This is a genomic window from Lichenicola sp. GTC18331 (assembly GCF_055386855.1).
Map to the genome: position 1 here is coordinate 1,924,528 of NZ_AP045015.1, position 17,587 is coordinate 1,942,114.

The 17,587-nt window shown below is 67.9% G+C and carries 17 protein-coding genes; 7 read left to right on the top strand and 10 right to left on the bottom strand.

The genetic code is table 11. From position 1 onward, the window contains the following. Positions 1-48 precede the first annotated feature (48 nt). From gspD to ACZ5BM_RS08825, 4 genes are read right to left on the bottom strand one after another with little or no spacing between them, the layout of a single operon-like run. Entirely contained in the window at positions 49-2,439 is a 2,391-nt protein-coding gene (gene gspD / locus ACZ5BM_RS08810; RefSeq protein WP_498907532.1) for a type II secretion system protein D, read from the bottom strand. A 10-nt stretch (positions 2,440-2,449) separates the two neighbouring features. Further along, a complete protein-coding gene (locus ACZ5BM_RS08815) occupies positions 2,450-3,145 on the bottom strand; it encodes a hypothetical protein (protein WP_498907533.1) in 696 nt (231 codons plus the stop codon). Next, positions 3,142-3,789 carry a type II secretion system protein GspM gene (gene gspM / locus ACZ5BM_RS08820; RefSeq protein WP_498907534.1) on the bottom strand — a complete coding sequence of 216 codons (648 nt, stop codon included), beginning with the start codon at positions 3,787-3,789 and terminating at the stop codon, positions 3,142-3,144. Before gspM ends, ACZ5BM_RS08815 begins: the two co-directional genes overlap by 4 nt. Continuing rightward, positions 3,786-4,907: a PilN domain-containing protein gene (locus ACZ5BM_RS08825; RefSeq protein ID WP_498911556.1), complete on the bottom strand. Its 1,122-nt coding sequence runs from the start codon at positions 4,905-4,907 to the stop codon at positions 3,786-3,788. Before ACZ5BM_RS08825 ends, gspM begins: the two co-directional genes overlap by 4 nt. A gap of 128 nt (positions 4,908-5,035) precedes the next feature. On the opposite strand from ACZ5BM_RS08825, the gene hchA reads away from it, so the two are divergent. The 3 genes from hchA (at position 5,036) to ACZ5BM_RS08840 (ending at position 7,442) form a co-directional block, all read left to right on the top strand. Continuing rightward, positions 5,036-5,899 carry a protein deglycase HchA gene (gene hchA / locus ACZ5BM_RS08830; RefSeq protein ID WP_498907535.1) on the top strand — a complete coding sequence of 288 codons (864 nt, stop codon included), beginning with the start codon at positions 5,036-5,038 and terminating at the stop codon, positions 5,897-5,899. Beyond that, entirely contained in the window at positions 5,896-6,615 is a 720-nt protein-coding gene (locus ACZ5BM_RS08835) for a PA1136 family autoinducer-binding transcriptional regulator (RefSeq protein ID WP_498907536.1), read from the top strand. The genes hchA and ACZ5BM_RS08835 overlap by 4 nt, the downstream gene beginning before the upstream one ends. An 89-nt stretch (positions 6,616-6,704) precedes the next feature. Further along, positions 6,705-7,442 carry an SH3 domain-containing protein gene (locus ACZ5BM_RS08840; protein WP_498907537.1) on the top strand — a complete coding sequence of 246 codons (738 nt, stop codon included), beginning with the start codon at positions 6,705-6,707 and terminating at the stop codon, positions 7,440-7,442. A 168-nt stretch (positions 7,443-7,610) separates the two neighbouring features. Here the strand turns inward: ACZ5BM_RS08840 and ACZ5BM_RS08845 are convergent, their stop codons facing one another. The 4 genes from ACZ5BM_RS08845 to gspG all read right to left on the bottom strand — a co-directional run bounded on the left by ACZ5BM_RS08845 (position 7,611) and on the right by gspG (position 11,732). Further along, positions 7,611-8,435, bottom strand: a complete 825-nt coding sequence (locus tag ACZ5BM_RS08845) for a glycerophosphodiester phosphodiesterase family protein (RefSeq protein ID WP_498907538.1) — start codon at positions 8,433-8,435, stop codon at positions 7,611-7,613. A gap of 173 nt (positions 8,436-8,608) precedes the next feature. Continuing rightward, positions 8,609-10,327, bottom strand: coding sequence for a GspE/PulE family protein (locus ACZ5BM_RS08850; RefSeq protein ID WP_498907539.1), 1,719 nt, complete (start codon positions 10,325-10,327; stop codon positions 8,609-8,611). A gap of 219 nt (positions 10,328-10,546) precedes the next feature. Next, entirely contained in the window at positions 10,547-11,284 is a 738-nt protein-coding gene (locus tag ACZ5BM_RS08855) for a prepilin peptidase (protein ID WP_498907540.1), read from the bottom strand. Positions 11,285-11,294: 10 nt separating this feature from the next. Further along, positions 11,295-11,732 (bottom strand): type II secretion system major pseudopilin GspG, encoded by a 438-nt coding sequence (gene gspG / locus ACZ5BM_RS08860; RefSeq protein WP_498907541.1) that lies wholly within the window; start codon positions 11,730-11,732, stop codon positions 11,295-11,297. 93 nt (positions 11,733-11,825) lie between these two features. Here gspG and ACZ5BM_RS08865 point away from each other — a divergent pair, with 93 nt between their 5' ends. Then, positions 11,826-12,305, top strand: a complete 480-nt coding sequence (locus ACZ5BM_RS08865; protein ID WP_498907542.1) for a lytic transglycosylase domain-containing protein — start codon at positions 11,826-11,828, stop codon at positions 12,303-12,305. A gap of 95 nt (positions 12,306-12,400) precedes the next feature. Here the strand turns inward: ACZ5BM_RS08865 and ACZ5BM_RS08870 are convergent, their stop codons facing one another. Beyond that, positions 12,401-13,843 (bottom strand): glycosyltransferase family 4 protein, encoded by a 1,443-nt coding sequence (locus tag ACZ5BM_RS08870; RefSeq protein WP_498907543.1) that lies wholly within the window; start codon positions 13,841-13,843, stop codon positions 12,401-12,403. 125 nt (positions 13,844-13,968) lie between these two features. Here ACZ5BM_RS08870 and ACZ5BM_RS08875 point away from each other — a divergent pair, with 125 nt between their 5' ends. Both ACZ5BM_RS08875 and ACZ5BM_RS08880 read left to right on the top strand, forming a co-directional pair. After that, positions 13,969-14,298 (top strand): hypothetical protein, encoded by a 330-nt coding sequence (locus ACZ5BM_RS08875; RefSeq protein ID WP_498907544.1) that lies wholly within the window; start codon positions 13,969-13,971, stop codon positions 14,296-14,298. A gap of 172 nt (positions 14,299-14,470) precedes the next feature. After that, positions 14,471-14,839 (top strand): HU family DNA-binding protein, encoded by a 369-nt coding sequence (locus tag ACZ5BM_RS08880; protein WP_498907545.1) that lies wholly within the window; start codon positions 14,471-14,473, stop codon positions 14,837-14,839. Positions 14,840-14,848: 9 nt separating this feature from the next. On the opposite strand, the gene ACZ5BM_RS08885 is transcribed toward ACZ5BM_RS08880, so the two are convergent. Next, positions 14,849-16,093 carry a pyridoxal-phosphate-dependent aminotransferase family protein gene (locus ACZ5BM_RS08885; protein ID WP_498907546.1) on the bottom strand — a complete coding sequence of 415 codons (1,245 nt, stop codon included), beginning with the start codon at positions 16,091-16,093 and terminating at the stop codon, positions 14,849-14,851. Between the two features lie 122 nt (positions 16,094-16,215). Here ACZ5BM_RS08885 and ACZ5BM_RS08890 point away from each other — a divergent pair, with 122 nt between their 5' ends. After that, entirely contained in the window at positions 16,216-17,463 is a 1,248-nt protein-coding gene (locus ACZ5BM_RS08890) for an aminopeptidase (RefSeq protein ID WP_498907547.1), read from the top strand. Positions 17,464-17,587: the final 124 nt, after the last annotated feature.

Genomic DNA, 17,587 nt, shown 5'->3' on the forward strand with positions numbered 1-17,587 from the left:
GCCCCGATACGGCGCGGGCCTGGGCACGGGTGCGGGCGGCGAGGCTGCTCAGTAGCCGATCCCGACCGCCTTGCGGACGCGCTGCTGCGGATCGGAACTGCCGCTCTGGCGCATCGGCCCCAGCTCGTAGGGCACGGCGGCGGCGTTGCTGAGCGTGTCGCGCAAATCCTCCGTCAGCGCCTGGGCGTCGCGCTGATCGTGCATCACATGCGGGGTGATCAGGATCAGCAGCTCGTTGCGGGTCCGGTTGTTGTTCTGGCTCCCGGCCAGGAAACCGAGGATCGGAATGTCCTTCAACCAGGGTATTCCGGTATTGCCGCGCGTGGCCGTGTCGGTGATCAGACCGGCCAGACCCACGGTCTGGCCGTCCTGCACCACGATGCGCGACACCACCGACTGGTCGTTGAAGGTGGGATTGCTGCTCGTGCTGGCGGACGACCCGTTGCCGCCGGCGAGCGAACTCACCTCCTGGCTGATGTCGAGCGTGACCAGACCGCCGTTGTTCACGCGCGGCGTCACCTGCATGATCACGCCGGTTGGCTGGTAGGAAAACTGGCTGAATGCGCTGCCGTTGGTGTTGAGCGTGCTGTTGAAGGTTCCGGTCGAATACGGAACCAGCTGGCCGACCTGGAGCCGGGCCGGCTGGTTGTCGAGCACCAGCAGCTCGGGCGAGCTCAGCACATGCACGGTGGTGACCTGCTGCAGCGCGTTGATCGCCACAGGCGCGCCGCCATTGTTCAACCCGCCGATCACGAAGCCCGGCAAGGTGCTGTTGAGGGCGGCATTGGCGATCGGGCCGGTGATGTTGCCGCTTCCGGTGCTCAGAATGCCGTTCACCCCGCCGGACTTGAAGAAGAACTGGGTGCCGTATTGCAGCGAGTCGTTGAGCTGCACCTCGGCGATCACCGCGTCGATCCGCACCTGCAAGGGCAGGATGTCGATCTTGCGCAGCATCTGGTTGACCGTGTCGTTCTCCTGGGCGGTCGCATAGATCATCAGCGCATTGTTCTGCGGGTTCGGAATGATCCGCATCGCGTTGACATCGGCGTTGCCGCCACCGCCCGAACTGTCCAGACCGCCGAGCAGGGGGTTGGCGCTGGCCTGGGTGTTGGAGGCACCGGGCGCGCCGGGCGTCTGCCCGCCCGCAAGGCCGGTGTTGCCGCCGAGACCACCGCCGATCCCGCCACCGCCGCCGAGGCCGCCGCCCAGACCGCCGCTGCCGCCGAGACCGCCCATGGCACCGCCGGAACCGCCCAGCCCCCCGATGCCGCCGCCGAGACCGCCACCGCCCATGCCGCCGAAACCGCTGGAGCCGTTGCCGTTGCTCTGCCCGGTCAGACCGCTCGCCTGCGGGCTGGTGCTGGGCTGGGCGGTGACGTTGTTTGGGGTGAAGGCCTGCTGCAACGCGTAGGCGGCGTCGTTGGCATGGCTGTTCTGGAGATAATAGACGTGCCAGGAGCGCACGGTCATGCGGCGGGTGCGCTCGATCACCCCGAACAGGCGTCGCGCATCGTCGATATAGGCAGGCTGGCTGGCGATCACGAGCACGGCGTCCACCCGCGTCATCGGCACCACCTTCACCACCTGGCTCAGCGACTTGCCGCGGCCCTGCATCGCCTCGGTGACGGCGGCGGCGATGTCCTTGGCGTCGCCGGAATCCACCGGCAGCAGCGCATAGGACTGGCCGGCGAGCGCATCGGTGTCGAAGGCCTGGATCAGGCTCAACAGCGTGCCGCGCACGGCCGGATCGCCGCTCACCAGCAAGGCGTTGGAGCCCTGCACCGGCACGATCTTGGCGCCGGACTGCACGAAAGGCTGCAACGCCTTGGCCAGGTCCTCGGCGCCGGCATAGCGCAGTGGCACCATCGACGATCCGCCGAGCCCTTCGCCACCGGACAGAACCTGGTTGTTGGCGGCGTTGCCGGCGCCCGCGGCCCCGACCACGCCGGGGCCGGAAGCGGGGGCGTTCGCAACGGACACCACCCGATAGATCGCGCCGGACCGGAACAATTCCGCGCCCACCTGCGACAACAACGTCTGCAGGGTCGGCACGAGCTGGTTGTTGTCGAGCGGCGCCGCGGTATGCAGCGTCACCGTGCCCTTCACCGCCGGATCGATGGTGTAGGTGGCATGCAGCAGATTGCCCAGGATCTGCGCCACGGCGTCGCGCACGTCGGTATCGGCGAAATCCAGCGTGGTGGAACCGCCGCTGGACGATACGTTCGGCGTGCGCACGGTCGGCACGCGGGGCCGTCCATAGCTCACCTGGGCCGGCAGGTTGGGCGCGGTGGAGCCGATATCGCCGTTCAGCCGTGGCGGCGCGCTGTGCACGCCGCCCGGCAGCGCCGGCAGTGGTTCCAGCACCGGTTGCTCGGCGTGATTGCAGCCGAACAGAAGCAGCAGCGGCAGGATCGGCGCGGCCTGGCGGAAACGGGTCATCGGGCGAGAATCATTCTGGAGCCGCCGGGGCTGTTTGTTGCGGAGTCTGCGCGTCGCCGTTCTGGGGCAGCGGCAACTGACCGTCCATCAGGCCGGGGCCTATACCACGGCCACCGTCCCGGCTGCGAAGCAGATCGAGAATGGACGGATGCGACGATCCGTCGCCGCCACCCAGAGCGCCGCCCAGGGGGTTGTCGTCCTGCCCACCGGCCTTGTCGCGCGACGGGTGCAGGGTGCGGGGCCCGTCCGGACCGCTCACCCGGACCGAATGGTCGTCGATCGCCAGCACGTGCCACGCACCGGCCTGCCCGCCCACATCCACCACCACTCCGCGCGCATCGCCGGCGCCTGCGAAGATCGCCCGCCGCCCATGCGGACCGACGATGATGCCGGACAAACGCGGCTGCTGCGGACCGGCCACGGCCACGCTGGGCGGCCGCCGCTGCGGGCTGAACACCGGCCTGGCCAGAACCACGCGCTGCGCGTCTTCCACCGCGTCGGGCGACAGAAAGGCGGAAACGGCGTCGGCCGGAGCGGCCTCGCGGCCGCTTTCCCCGGCATGGAGCGGCACGGCGACGGTTGCGGCCGGCCCGGCAAGGCCCGCGCGCAGTTCCAGCGTCAGCAGGAGCAGCAGGAACAGGGCCATGCCGCCGGCGGCGGCGAGCAGGACCTCGAACCGGATCGACCGGGTCGCACCACCGCTCACGGCGCGTCGTCCGGGGCGGCTGCGGCATCGGCATGAGCGGCGGTGGAGTCGCCTGCACCGGCATGGCGGAAGGCCAGAACGGTCATCGCGCATTCCAGCGGCGGGTCGGCGCTGATCTGGATCCGGGGGCCATGGAGCTGAAGATCGTCGATCAGCATGGCGGGGGAGGCCTGCTCGATCGCGGCAATAAATTTCACCATGATATTAAAGGGCGCGGTGACGGCGATCCGGACGCCGACCCGACGATAAGGACCGCCGGCCTGATGCTCGCCCGCCGCCGAGGCGGCCAGGGTTTCGCTGCTGGACAGGGTCGCGCCGAGCGAGGACGCCATCTGCTGCACCCGGTCCTGCAGTGCGGCCCCGGCGATGGCGTCGCTGCTGCCGGTCATGAGCGCGGACGGACCGGCGCTGAGCGCCGCTTCGCTCGCCTGTTGCCGCAGCGAGGGCAGCCGTTCCGCCAGCACCGCCATATGCGCGGCCACCGCGCGGCGGTTCTCCAGGGTGGCGGCGCGGTCGCGATACCAGCCGAGCAGCGGCGCCCCCACGGCCGACCACAGCAGCAGAAGCAGCAGAACCAACGCCGCCACGGCGAGAAGGCGGCCGGAACGTCCCGTGGGCAGGGACAGCGTGCGTGCAGTACTCACGGCGCGATCCCGGCCTTGATGGAGAACAATTCCTGTCCCTGCCCTTCGATACGTGTCACCGGGGCGGTGAAGGCGGGAGCGGTGAAGGCGGGTACGGCACTGATCGCCGGAATCAGACGCGCTGCGGAGGGCGACTGGCCGCTGATCGTGAGCTCGCCGCGACGCAGCGCCAGATCGGTCAGGTAGCTGTCATCGGGCAGAACTGTGGTGATGGCGGCGAGAACCGACAACGTGTCGCCGAGCCGGGCCCGTTCGGCCCGCACCAGAAGCGCGCCGGCGGAACCGCTATTGATGCGGCTCTGCAGCGCCTGCACCGCATGCACGGGGGTTTGCAGCGCGGCGATGCGTCGCTCGGCGGTGTTCAGCGCCATCTGCTGCAGGACGAACGGCAGGACGACGGCAAGCAGAAGCAGCGCCGCGCAGGCACCGAAGGCGGCCCGGAGCTGGAAACGCTGCCTGCGTGCGGAAACCGGCGCTTCATGCGCGAGGGGAATGCGCAGGGAGGGCTCGCCCGGGGCGGCAGGCACGTCGATCGCCTGCGCTTCCGTGCCGGCTGCGGCCAGCAGCGACAGGACCGGCCGCAAGGGTGCGCGTGGCAGCAGGGCGAGACGGACGAGCAGGCGGCCCGCTGCACGGTCGCGCCCGGTGACGACGGAAGAAAAGAACAGCTCGTCGACCGAGAACGGGGTAAGCCGGTCCATCTCGAAAGCGAGCACGCGATCCAGCCCGGCTTCGGCGGCGAGCGGCAGCGTCACGTCGCGACGCAGAACGGCCGCGGCGGGAAGGCGCAGCAGCACCGGCATGGCGCGCTCCGGACCGAGCGCCGACTCCATCGCCCGGAGGAAGCCATCCGCATCGGCCGCCTCGACCAGCGGTGCGGGATCGGCATCCGGTTCGACCAGCGCCGGAACGACGAGGGCGAGAGGCAGGGTTTCGAGCACGCGCTCCGCCCCGGCTTCGCGCAGACACAGGCGCACCGCGCCGGGCAGCGGCTCGACGAGCAGCGCGCCCGCCTCGGACGGGTCCGGGCGGGTGAAGCGCGCCGGCACCAGATCGAGCATCTGGTCCGACCACCAGACGAGGGCGTCGCGGATCATCCGGACGGCAGGATAGAGCATCGACACGCGGCATCAAACCGCCGTGATCGAACCGGGTCCGGACGGGGGCGATTGAGGGAAAACCCGCATTGCGCCGCCGCCACGTCCACCCAGAGTGACGCGGACAGTCGAAAGAAAGGCAGCACGCCATGACCACCACCGACGATCGCCGACCCACGCCGGACCGGGCCGAAGATAACGCGTTCTTTCCGTCACCCTACTCGTTGAGACAATACACCGCCGCCAAGACCGATTTCGACGGTGCCGATTATCCGCACCGCTACGCCGGCACCGGCAAGGTGCTGATGATCGCCTCGCAGGAGCGATACCTGCTGATGGGCAACGGCACCTTCTTCTCCACCGGCAACCATCCGGTCGAGATGCTTCTGCCGATGCACCATCTGGATCAGGCCGGGTTCGAGATCGAGATCGCCACCCCCACCGGCGATCCGGTGAAGCTGGAATGGTGGGCGTTTCCGCACGAGGATGCGGCGGTGAACGCGACCTTCGCCAAGTATCGCGACCGGCTGAAATCGCCGCGCAAGCTGTCGGAAATCGCGGCCGATCTGGATGGCGGCGATTACGTCGCCTTGTTCGTTCCGGGCGGCCACGGCGTTCTGAACGGCGTGCCGGACAATGCCGATGTCGGCCGTGCCCTGCGCTGGGCGCTGGAGCGGAACAGGCACATCATCTCGCTCTGCCACGGTCCCGCCGCCCTGCTCGCCGTCGGGCTGGACGGCGAAACGGATGCGTTTCCGTTCAAGGGCTACAAGATCTGCGTGTTTCCCGACGCTTTGGATAAAGGCGCCAATGTGGAGATCGGCTATCTGCCCGGGCCGATGCCCTGGCTGGTCGGCGAGCGCCTTCGGGCGCTGGGCGTGGAGATCCTGAACGACGACATCACCGGCAAGGTGCACAAGGATCGCCGCCTCCTGACCGGCGACAGCCCGCTCGCCTCCAACGCGCTCGGCAAACTGGCGGCGGAAACCCTGCTGGCCGATCTGGCGCCTTGAGCGACGACCCGGCCGGCTCGATCCTCCGCGCCGTTCTGGCGGTGGAGGCGGCCGACCGGCCGGCGCAGGTCCAGGATGCGGTAAGGACGGCCGCGGCACCGTTCGGCTTCGACCGGTTCGTCCTGTTTTCTACCGCCGGTTCCGCCGAGCCGGGGGTGGACCGCATCCTGTGGATCGAGGGGGACTGGTTCGAGAACGGCGACGCCGTGGATGCGGACACCTATGTGCGGCGTTGCCCGATGACGCAGCATGTTCTGGACGCGCGGGCGCCGTTCTTCTGGAGCAAGATGCACACGGCGAGCGGCGAGCGTTACCGCATCCGGCGCGCACCCACCGGACCGGGACTGCATGGCCTGCAGGTGCCGGTGTTCGGGCCGAACGGGCTGGAGGGAGCGATGAGCCTGGGCGGGGCGCGGATCGCGTCCGGTGCGGTGTCGCGCGTGTTTCTGCCCGTGCTGGCGGTGGCGGCGTTCCGGGCGGCGGAACGGCTGCTGATCCAGCCGGACCGGCACGGGGGCGCCGCCCTGTCCGAGCGGGAACGCGAGGTGCTGCGCTGGACCGCAGCGGGGCGGCGGCAGATCGAGATCGCCGAAACCCTGGCCTTGTCGGAACGAACGGTGGAAAACCATCTGCGTCGCGTTCGGATCAAATTGGGCGTCGCCACCACGGCGCAGGCGGTGCGCGTCGCGATGCGCCGGGGCGAGCTGGAGGGCTGAAAGGGCGCCGTCAGCCCGGACTGTTTCCGCCCGAACGAACTTCCGCCCTGTTTCCGGCGTCTGTTGGGCCTGCGGGAGGACATGAACACATGCGGAAGACGGTTTGGGTGGGGTTCGCGGCGATGCTGCTCGTCGCCGGGTGCAAGCCGGCCAAGACGCCCGCTTCCGCCACCGATGCAGCCGCCCCCGCCGCCGTTTCCGCCGCAGAAGCCGCGATCCGTGCGGCGCTGCCCAACGCCAGAAGCGCCGCGTTCCGCGGCGTGCAGAGCTACGCCCAGGCGCTGGACGACCGGCGCGCCGTGTGCGGCCAGGTCTCGCCCTATCCGGACGATCCGGCCCTGTTCGTGCCGTTCGTGGCGGTGATGCAGCGCGACGCGAAAGGCGGCTGGAGCAATCCGGACGATGCGCGTTTCATCGGCACCAGCGTGGCCGATGCCGACCGCACCTATCTCGCCCTCGTGGTGCATTGCTACGACAAGGGCGGCCCATCCGACGGACCCGTGCAAAGCGTGGCGCCGATCCCGCCGGTGCCGAACGAGATTCCACGCCCGTCGGAGAATACCGCCTCGTCCACCGCGAGCGCGCCAGCCGTCCCGGGGGGAACGCCGCAGGGTGCGGCGCCAGGGGTGACGCCGGCCAGCGGCACCGTGACGATGCGCCAGAACGCCAATCTGCATGCCACGCCGCAGGGGGAATCCATGCGCGTGGTGCCGCAGGGCACGGCGCTGCATGTGTTCGGCACCGCGCCGGGCGGCTGGTATCAGGTGGGCGATGATGCGCCCTGGGGCTGGGTGCATCAGAGCATGCTGGACGGGCCGCCGCACTGAAGGAGAGGAATGTTCTTTCTTGAAAGAAAGAACCAAAGAACTTTCGTCCGTTTGGCACGGCGGCAGAAACACACTTACAACCCAAACGGATAAAAGTCTTTTTGCTTCTTTTTCTTCAGAAAAAGAAGATCTGCCTTGTGCTTATGTCGCTTGATCTGAAAACGTCGCTCACCGCATGGCGGCAAGCGTCGCGCGCGGATCGTTGCTGACGACGATATCGGCATGCCGCCCCGCCAGAACGGATGGATCGGCCCCTGGCGCCAGTGCATCCCGGCGGTCCAGCAGATCCGTGATCACGAACGCACCCGCTCGATGCGCGCGCTCGAACAAAGCGGCCGGACTGCTCGCCGGAACATAGGCAGCGAAACGACGTCCAGCGCCGGCCATCGCCCGATAAAGGTCCAGATCGGTCTCCTTCGTGATCAGGACCGACACCAGCACCTCCGGGTCCGACGCGAAGGCACGGGCAGCCGTGTCGCGATCGAAGGTGAGCAGCAGAACCCGCGGCGTTATACCGGCCGCACGCACCTGTTTCATCGCCTTGTCGGGCGGGGTCTTCTTGATGTCGAGCATCAACAGCGCATCGGGATCGGTGGCGGCCCAGGCCAGCACCGATCCCAAAGTCGGCGGCGCGTCCGGCCCGGCGACGCCACCACGCGGGCGCAGATGCAGTTGCGCGATCTGCGCCGTGTCCAGGGACGATACCGGGCCATGCCCGTCGGTGGTTCGGTCGACCGTCGCGTCGTGCATCAGAACGATGCCGCCATCGCGTGTGACGGACAGGTCCATTTCCAGCATGAATGGATCGGCTTGTTCCGTGTGCTGAAAGGTTTGCAGATCGTTCTCGGTCTCGGACGGCGACAGCCAGCCGCGATGGGCGCAGATGATCGGCCCTGATCCATTCAGGCGCGCAGCGAGATCGGCGGCATATGCCGGAGCTGATCCGAAGCCGGCCAGAGCTGCAAGACACAGAAGGCGCGGAATGGGGTTCATGCGGCTCTCCGGGAGGAGCACAAAGACGGAGAAGGTCTTCTTTTTCTGAAGAAAAAAAGCAAAAAGACTTTCGTCCGTTTGGGCTATGCGTGTGTTTCAGCACCGCACCAAACGAAAAAAAGTTCTTTGGTTCTTTCTTTCAAGACACCATACGATGACAAATCATCGGTGCGTCAGTTCTCCGAACGGATCGAGCGCGCCACTTCCTCGATCGTGGTGGTGCCGGCCAAAGCCGCTTCCACGCCGGCCTCGAACATCGTCACCATGCCAGCCTGCACGGCAGCGCGCTCGATCGCTGTGTGATCGGTTCTGGCAAAAATCAAACGCTCCACCTCCGCATCCGGCGCCAGGAACTCCGCGATCGCCTGACGTCCGCGATAGCCGGTGTTGCGGCAGGCGGCGCAGCCGACGGGATGGAACAGGGTGATCGGGCGACGCTGCGTGCGGCGGTCGAGCCCGAAGCGTTCGATCATCTCCGGCGCCGCCTCCTCCTCGCGCTTGCAGGAATCGCAGAGCCTGCGCACCAGACGCTGCCCCATCACGCCGCGCAGAACCGCGGTGAGCAGGTAGTCCTCCACGCCCATATCGCGCAGGCGCGTGATGGCGGCAGCCGCGGAGTTGGTGTGCAGCGTGGACAGAACCAGATGCCCGGTCAGGGCCGCCTGGATGGCGATCTGCGCCGTTTCCAGATCGCGGATTTCGCCGACCATGATCACGTCCGGATCCTGGCGCAGGATCGAACGCAGCAGAGCGGCAAAAGACAATCCGATCTGCGGCTTGATCTGAATCTGGTTGATGCCGCGCAGCTGATACTCGATCGGATCTTCGACCGTGACCACCTTGCGCGTCACCGCGTTCAACGTCAGCAGCCCGGTATAGAGCGTGGTGGTCTTGCCCGAGCCGGTCGGGCCCGTCACCAGAACGATGCCGTTCGGCAGCGCCAGCATCTCGTCCAGTCTCGCGACGACGCGTGGCGCCAGGCCAAGCTTCTCGTAATCGAACGTCACCGCATTGCGGTCGAGAACGCGCAGCACCACGGTTTCGCCGTGCAGAGACGGGATGGTGGACACGCGGAAATCGACTTCCTGGCCGCGCACGGCGAGCTTGATGCGGCCGTCCTGCGGCAGACGACGCTCGGCGATGTCGAGCTTGGCCATGATCTTGATGCGCGACACGATCGCCGGGATCAAACGCGGCGGCGGACTTTCCATCTCGTGCAGCACGCCGTCATAGCGATAGCGGATGCGCAGACGGTCCTCGAACGGCTCGATATGGATGTCGGAGGCGCGCGTTTCCACCGCACGGAACACGATCTGGTTCACGAGCCGGATCACGGGCGCTTCGGAGGCGAGATCCTTGAGCCGCTCTGCATCTTCTTCCAGCGGCGATTCGTCTTCGCCGCCGGGTGTGGCGCCCGTATCGTCGCGCGGATAGAGCCGGTCGAACGCCGCCTCAAGCTCGATCGGCACGGCGATGCCGACCGAAACGGGCAGACCGGTTGCGACCCCGATCGCCTGCGCCGCGAAATCGTCGAGCGGATCGGCCACCGCCAGCATCAATCCCTGCGGCCCCGCCGAAACCGGCAGAGCGCGCACGTCGCGCAGGAAGCGTGCGTGCAGACGCTCCGGCAGCACGGGTTCTTCCGGATAGGCATCCGCCTGGAGGATCGGCAGGCCGAGCAGGGCGGCGAAGCTGTCGGCGAGGCCGCGCTCGGACACCAGACCCAGCTGCAGCAGCACGCCGTCGAACCGGCGGCCGCTTTCTTCCGCCGCGCGTTTCGCGCGCTCCAGGCTCCGCTCGTCGCAACGGCCCGTTTCCACCAGGATCTGGCCGAGCCGGTCGAGCAGCGTCTCGCCTTCGGGCGGGTTCGGAGTGGGCGGGATGTGGTTCATGGCGGTCCCAGGATGCTCGGGACAGCCAGTTTAAAGGGTGTCATACGATCTGGAAGGATGAAAGCAGCAAGGGTCTTCTTTTTCTGAAGAAAAAGAAGCAAAAAGACTTCTGTCCGTTTGGGTCGGAGCAACGGCTCGACACCGATCCAAACAAACAGAAGTTCTTTGGTTCTTTCTTCCAAGAAAGAACATCTCTTCTATCTTATTACACAAAACAACTCAGCCCACCAGAAACACCACCCACATCGCCACGGCCAAACCCGGCCCGAACGGCACCGCATCGCCGCCGCGCGTACGACCGGTCGCAAGCGCCAGCAGCAGCGTCGCCACGGCGCCGCCAAACAGCATCAGCGGCAGGGCCTGCAAACCCAGCCACGCGCCACCGGCCGCCAGCAGCTTGGCGTCGCCCGCGCCCATGCCCTCCCGACCGCGCAACCGTCGATAAGCGAGGGCAATGGCGCGCAACAGCGCATAGCCGCACACGGCAGCGAGCGCATGGTCCGGCAGCATGGCCGGATCGGCCAACCAGCACAGCAAGAGCCCCAGAAGCAGCAGCGGCAGGGTGATCACGTCCGGCAGGAGCATCGCCCGCCAGTCGATCCAGCTCAGCAGCAGCGCCGCCCAGCCGAGCGTGCAGATGCTCCAGGTCCGAAGCGGGTTGGCCTCCGGTTCGAACACCGCCGGCACGCAGGCGACGGCGATCGCGACAAGCTCGACAAACAGATGCGCACGGCCGATCGGGGCGCGACAGGTACGGCAGCGGCCGCGCAGCGCCAGATAGCTCAGCACCGGCATCAGATCGAGGACGCCCAGCGTGCGGCCGCATCCGTCGCAGGCCGACCGCGCCATGCCGACCGGTCGCCCCTCCGGCAGACGCATCGCCAGCACGCCGATCAGGCTGCCGATGAACGGCGAGAAAAGGATCGGCAGCAGACAGGCGGGCCAGACGACGCCCACCGGAACGGCGCTATTTGTTGCAGATCTGCGAGGACGTATCGCCGGCGTTTCCCGACGGCCCCTGCGAGCACAGATCGTACTCCAGCCCCTCGCGGGTGGAGGGGTTGTGGTAGATGTAAGGGTGGTTCCACGGATCGAGCGGCACCTGGTTGCTCTTCACGTAGGGGCCGTTCCAGTTCTCCACCCCGTCCGGCTTGACCACCAGCGCCTGCAGTCCCTGGTCGCCGGTCGGGTAGTTGCCGACATCGAGCTTGTAGAGGTCGAGGATCTGCCCGACCCGTTCGATCGACTGCTTGGCGATCGACACCTTGGCCCCGCCGAGCTGACGCAGCACGGACGGCGCCACCAGGGCGATCAGCAGACCGAGAATGGCGATCACCACCAGAAGCTCGATGAGGGTGAAGCCCGCCTCGTTCTCACGGCGATGCAACAGGTCAGCCTTGCGCATGAATGGTCTCGCTCTTCTCCGCACGCAGAAGATTTCGCACGAAGCCGGCGGATGCGATAGGATGCCCGCCATGCACCGCCGCGATGCTCCCTGATGCCCGTCCCGTTTCTGGCCTGCATGGGACTTGTCGCCGGGCTCTACCATCTGCCGCCGCGCGTCCTGCCGTCGATCCAGGCGGTGGAAGGCGGCAGCCCCGGTCTCGTGCATCGCAACAGCAACGCCACCGAGGATCTGGGCGTGATGCAGGTGAACACCACCTGGCTCTGGCCCCTGGCGCGCTACACCCACACCGATCCGGCCACGGTCTATCGGCGCCTGCGCGACGACACCTGCTACAACGTGGCCGCGGCGGGCGCGATCATGCGCACCTATCTGGACGAGACGCATGGCGACCTGATGCGGGCGGTGGGCAACTACCATTCGCACACGCCGGAACTGAACATCGCCTATCAGGGGCTGGTGATGCGCTCGGCGCAGCGTTTGTTCGATCCGGGAGCGGCGCCGGCAGTGGTGCAACGGAGCGTAGCGCAGCGGATCGCGCTGCAGCGGCGGATGATCAAAAACCGATCGTAGGTGGCTGGAGCTTCGCTCCAGACCTCACCAAAGGGCGGTCGCCCTTTGGAAACCCAAATTTCCTGGCTTTCCCCGGCTTGGGCCGACGCTTCGCCTTATTCGAGCGCTTCCAGCAACACACGGACCGTCTCGTCCCACCGGACCGGCTGGAACGCACTCTGCACCTGCGCCGCCCATGCCTCGGTGCCGTCTTCGTCATCGATCGCCCGCCGGATCTCGGCGAAGGCAGCGTTGCCGTCCTCCGGGTCGAAATAGCGGGCGAGCACGCCGCCCGCTTCCGGCAGGGCGCTGCTGTTCGAAGCCACGCAGGGCCGGCCGAAGCCGAGGCTTTCCGTCACCGGCAATCCCCAGCCCTCATAGAAGGACGGAAACACCGTGAAGCGGCAGCCGCGATAAAGCTGTTCCAGCTCGCCGTCGTCCGGGTCTTCCACGAAGGCGATCTTGCCGCCGAGCCAGTCGGTATTGCGGAGCTGGCCGACCAGATCCTCCACCATCCAGCCGATCCGCCCCGCGAACACCAAGGTCGGCACCCGCTCCACCGGCATCTCGTCCAGCAGACGCCGCCAGACCCGGAACAGCAGGATATGGTTCTTGCGCACTTCCACCGTGGACACGATCAGCACGTAGCTGCCGGGGGCCGGCAGCCTCGCCGACGCTGCGGGCCGCGCCGCCCCGCTCTGTCCCGGCCTGGAAAACCCGGTGCCGAGCGGGATGGCGTGCGGCGGACGCGGCAGGGCGACATTCTGGCGAGCGGCATGGCGCTCCAGATCGCGTGCGGTGGAGCGGCTGACGGCCAGGGGTACGTCCACCAGAGGCAGCAGCGTGTCCACCCAATGCCCGAACCGGGCCACCAGATTGCGCTGGCACCATTCCGGCCGGATCAAAGGGATCACGTCATGGAACAGCACGGCGACGCGCAGCCCGTGACGCTGGCGGACGTCCGACACCATCGCCGCATAGAACGGGTGGAACCAGGGCGAACCGGGAACCAGCAGCACGTCGCCGGACCGCACGTCCCGTTCGAACCGCAACGAAGGCGCTGCCGTCTCGGACGTGGCTTCCTTCGCGGCCCGCCGCCCCGACCGGCGCAGGCGCCCGCCGCCGAGACGCCCGACCGCCAGCGCCAGAAACGCAACCGACACCACGCCCTCCTTCTGCGCCTTGAGCAGACGGACGGCAGGCGCACGGATCTCGGGCGGCAGGCGATAGGCCAGACGGCGCAGGGCTCCAGGCGCGGCGGCGCCGTCGGCGCTGGCGTCGCGCTGCGTGAGCGCGCTCGGGGGCGATGCCGGGGAAGGGGCCGTCAGGCGGCGATGCAGGGCGTCGATCTGCTCGAACGACACCGACACGAACCCGTTCCGCACCGGGTCGTGGCGCAGGAAGCCGATCCGCCCCGCCACGTCCGGCGCGGCCTGAAGCGCGCGGCACAGCTCGAACACGACGCGCTGGATGCCGCTCGGCCGCGTGCTGGTGGCCGCATACTGGAACAGATCTTCCACATCGACCCAGATCCGGGCCTGCCCGATCGCGGTTCCCATCAAGCGCTCCCCCGATCGGTTCGGCATCGCATGGGATGGCGTCGGGCTGCCTGGACTGCCAGACTTGTTTCGATCGCACGGCCGAATGGTGGCCGGGGATGCGCCATCTGGAGCCATGCGTCAACGTGACCGTCCTCAAGCCCCGAGCCGCTGCGGCGATCCCCGTTCTGCTGTGCGCCGCCGCCCTTCTGTCCGGTTGCGCGCCCCGCTCCTGCGCCAACCCCTACGTGCTCGATTTCCTGGACCAGGCCGATGCGCGCGCCGATGTGTCGCATGTGGGCATCCTGCATGCGCCCGTCGTGACCGCGCCGGGCCCGACGCCGGACCGTCTGCGCTGCTCGGTCTGGGAGCAGGTGCGCCGTCCCGGCGACGGCAAGGTGGTGCTGCGACCGCAATATTTTCCCCTTCGCGCGGTGGGCGACGGGTGGGAGATCGCTGCACCTTCGCAACCGTGATCGCCAAAACAGCGAAATCCGGGCCGATTGCCCGAGTTTTCCACATCTCCGTGCATTCGGGGGGCTTGAAGCGGCCCTAAGGTGCTGTCTTTCTCGCTCCCAGGTGCTATCGGCCCCAGGCGGGGCATAGCCGCAGCACGGACCGACCCGGCAACTTCCTGCGGGCCGAACGTTGCTGCTCTCACCAATCGGAGGAAGAACCATGAATCATGCCGATCTCGTGGCGAAGGTCGCATCGCACGCCGATCTGTCCCGTGACGCCGCCGGCCAGGTGCTCGAGGCGGTCGCGAAGACCATCGTCGAGGCGCTGAACGCCGGTGAAGAGGTCCGTTATTCCGGCCTCGGCATCTTCGACGTGTCCGAGCGCGCCGCGCGCCAGGGCCGCAACCCGCAGACCGGCGAGGCGATCTCGATCGCGGCCAGCAAGGCGGCCCGCTTCCGCGCCGCCAAGGGCCTGAAGGACGCGCTGAACGGCGAGTCCGACAAGCCGGCCGCGAAGAAGGACGCCGCGCCGAAGAAGGCCGCGCCGAAGAAGAAGTAAGGCGGGCTTTCAGCCCTCCGCGTATCGGGCGCGCGCCGCATCCACGGCCGCGCCCGAGCGCACCCCGACACCCTCGCCGCGCAGCACCGCTTCCAGCGCGCCGAGCGTCGTCAACACGGCATCCTTGCGGCAGTTGTAGCCCATGGTGCCGATGCGCCAGATCCGCCCGGCCAGGGCGCCGAACGACGATCCGATCTCGATCTGGAACTCCTCGCGCATGGCGGCCCGTACCCGCTCGCCATCCACGCCGGCCGGAATCTCGATCCCCACCACGTTGTGCATCTTGTGGTTCTGGTCGCCGAACAGGCTGAGCCCCATCGCCTCCAGCCCGCGTGCCATGGCCTCGCCGTTCAGCCTGTGCCGGGCGATGCGGCGTTCCAGCCCCTCCTCGACCACCAGACGGGCGCATTCGCGCGCGCCGTAGAGCATGGTGCTGGCCTCGGTATGGTGGTTCAGCCGGCGCTCGGACCAGTAATCCATCAACATCGCCAGATCGAAGTAGTTGGAGGCGATGCGGCGCCCCGAAGCCGGCCGGTCGCCTCCTGAAGCGATGCCCTTCTCCACATGGCGGCGGCCGTCGATCCGCGACGCGGCCCGGTCGGATATCGTGATCGGAGCCGAGCCGGACGGGCCGGCCAGACATTTCTGCAAGCCGGCGGTGACGATGTCGGCGCCCCAGCCGTCCACGGGCACATCCATGCCGCCCAGGGTGGCGGTGGCGTCGATATAGAGAAGCGCGCCATGCCGGGTGCAAAGCCGCCCGATCCCGTCCATCGGCTGGGCGATGGTGGTGGAGGTATCGCCGAACACGGCGGCGACGACGCGCGGCTTCACCCGGATCACCGCCTCCTCGATAGCGGAGAACGGAATCGCCTGTCCCCATTCCGCCTCCACCACGCTGATCTCGGCGCCGCAGCGCTCGGCGATCTCGCGCAGAAGCAGACCGAACCGCCCGGCGCTAAGGATCACGATCGGATCGCCCGGCTCCAGAAGCGACACCAGGGCAGCCTCGATCCCGGCGCGCGCGGTGCCGTCGATCAGGAAGGTCCAGCGGTTCTCCGTCTGGAAGACCCGGCGGTAGAGCGCCATGGTCTCGTTCATGTAGCCAGTGAATTCGGGGTCGAACTGTCCCAGAAGCTGCGCCGACATCGCACGGAGCACGCGCGGATGGGCGTTGATCGGCCCCGGCCCCATCAGCAGGCGCGCGGGCGGGTCGATCTCGGCGAACGGCGCGACGGTCTGGGCTGGATTCATGTCGCGGCAACCTTTCGGACGGAGAACGGGGATCAGAAGAGCATCCACCGGGCGTGGCCGGGTTTCAACTTGCACCGTTGTCCCCAGCCGCGCAGAGAGGGGTCTGGATCAGGAGATTGCCGATGAACGCCATTCCGACCGACCAGGCGATCGCGCCGTTCGTGCAGAAGCTGGATCGTCTGGCGGAAACCGCCGTACGCGTGGGCCTCAACATCCAGCACGGTCAGGAGCTGCTGATCACGGCGCCGCTCGACGCCGTGCCGCTGGTGCGACGCATCACCGAGCACGCCTATCGCGCCGGCGCCTCCCTGGTGACCACCTTCTACAACGACGACGAAAGCCGCCTCGCCCGGTTCCGCTTCGCGCCGGACGACAGTTTCGATACGGCGTCGGGCTGGCTCGCCGACGGCATCGCCCAGGCCTTCCGGCAGAACGCGGCCAGGCTGGCGATCACCGGCGACGATCCATCCCTGCTGGCCGGACAGGACACGGACAAGGTCTCCCGCGCCAGCCGGGCTCAGTCGCGCGTCAACCGGCCGTCGCTGGAACTGATCACCAATTTCGCGATCAACTGGAGCATCGTCGCCTACGCCACCCCGGCCTGGGCGCGCACCGTGTTTCCGGCGCTGCCGGAAGCCGAGGCGGTGGAGCGGCTGTGGGACGCGATCCTGTCCGCCTCGCGCGTCGACGGCGCCGATCCGGTCGCGGACTGGGCAGCGCATAACCGCGTGCTGGCCGAGCGCGGCCGCATGCTGAACGACCGCGATTTCGCGTCGCTTCGCTTCCGTGGCCCGGGCACCGATCTGACGGTGGGCCTGGCGGACGGCCATCTCTGGGCCGGCGGCGCCGAGCATGCCGCCAACGGCGTGCTGTGCAATCCGAACCTGCCCACGGAAGAGGTGTTCACCACCCCGCATCGCCTGCGCGTGGACGGCACGGTGCGTTCCACCAAGCCGCTTTCCTACCAGGGCACGCTGATCGACGGCATCCAGGTGCGGTTCGAGGGCGGACGCATCGTGGACGCCCATGCCGAGAAGGGCGAGGCCGTGCTGGCGAAGGTGCTCGGCACCGACGAGGGCGCCGCGCGTCTGGGCGAGGTGGCGCTGGTGCCGCATTCCTCGCCGATCTCGCAAAGCGGCGTCCTGTTCCAGAACACGCTGTTCGACGAGAACGCGGCCAGCCACATCGCGCTGGGCCAGGCCTACAGCAAATGCATGCGCGACGGCGTTCCCGGCACGCTGTCCGAACGCGGCGCCAATGAAAGCCTGATCCATATCGACTGGATGATCGGCTCCGGCGCGATCGACGTCGATGCGATCGAGAAGAGCGGCAACGCGGTTCCGCTGATGCGCGCCGGCGAATGGTGCTGAACATCCCTGACATCGTCCGATTGACCGCCGAACGGTCCCGGCGGCGCGCGCGCTTTAACCCGGTCGTCCCTACCGGGCGGGACTGGCGTTCGACCCGGCGCGGACGATAATCTGCCGGAAACCG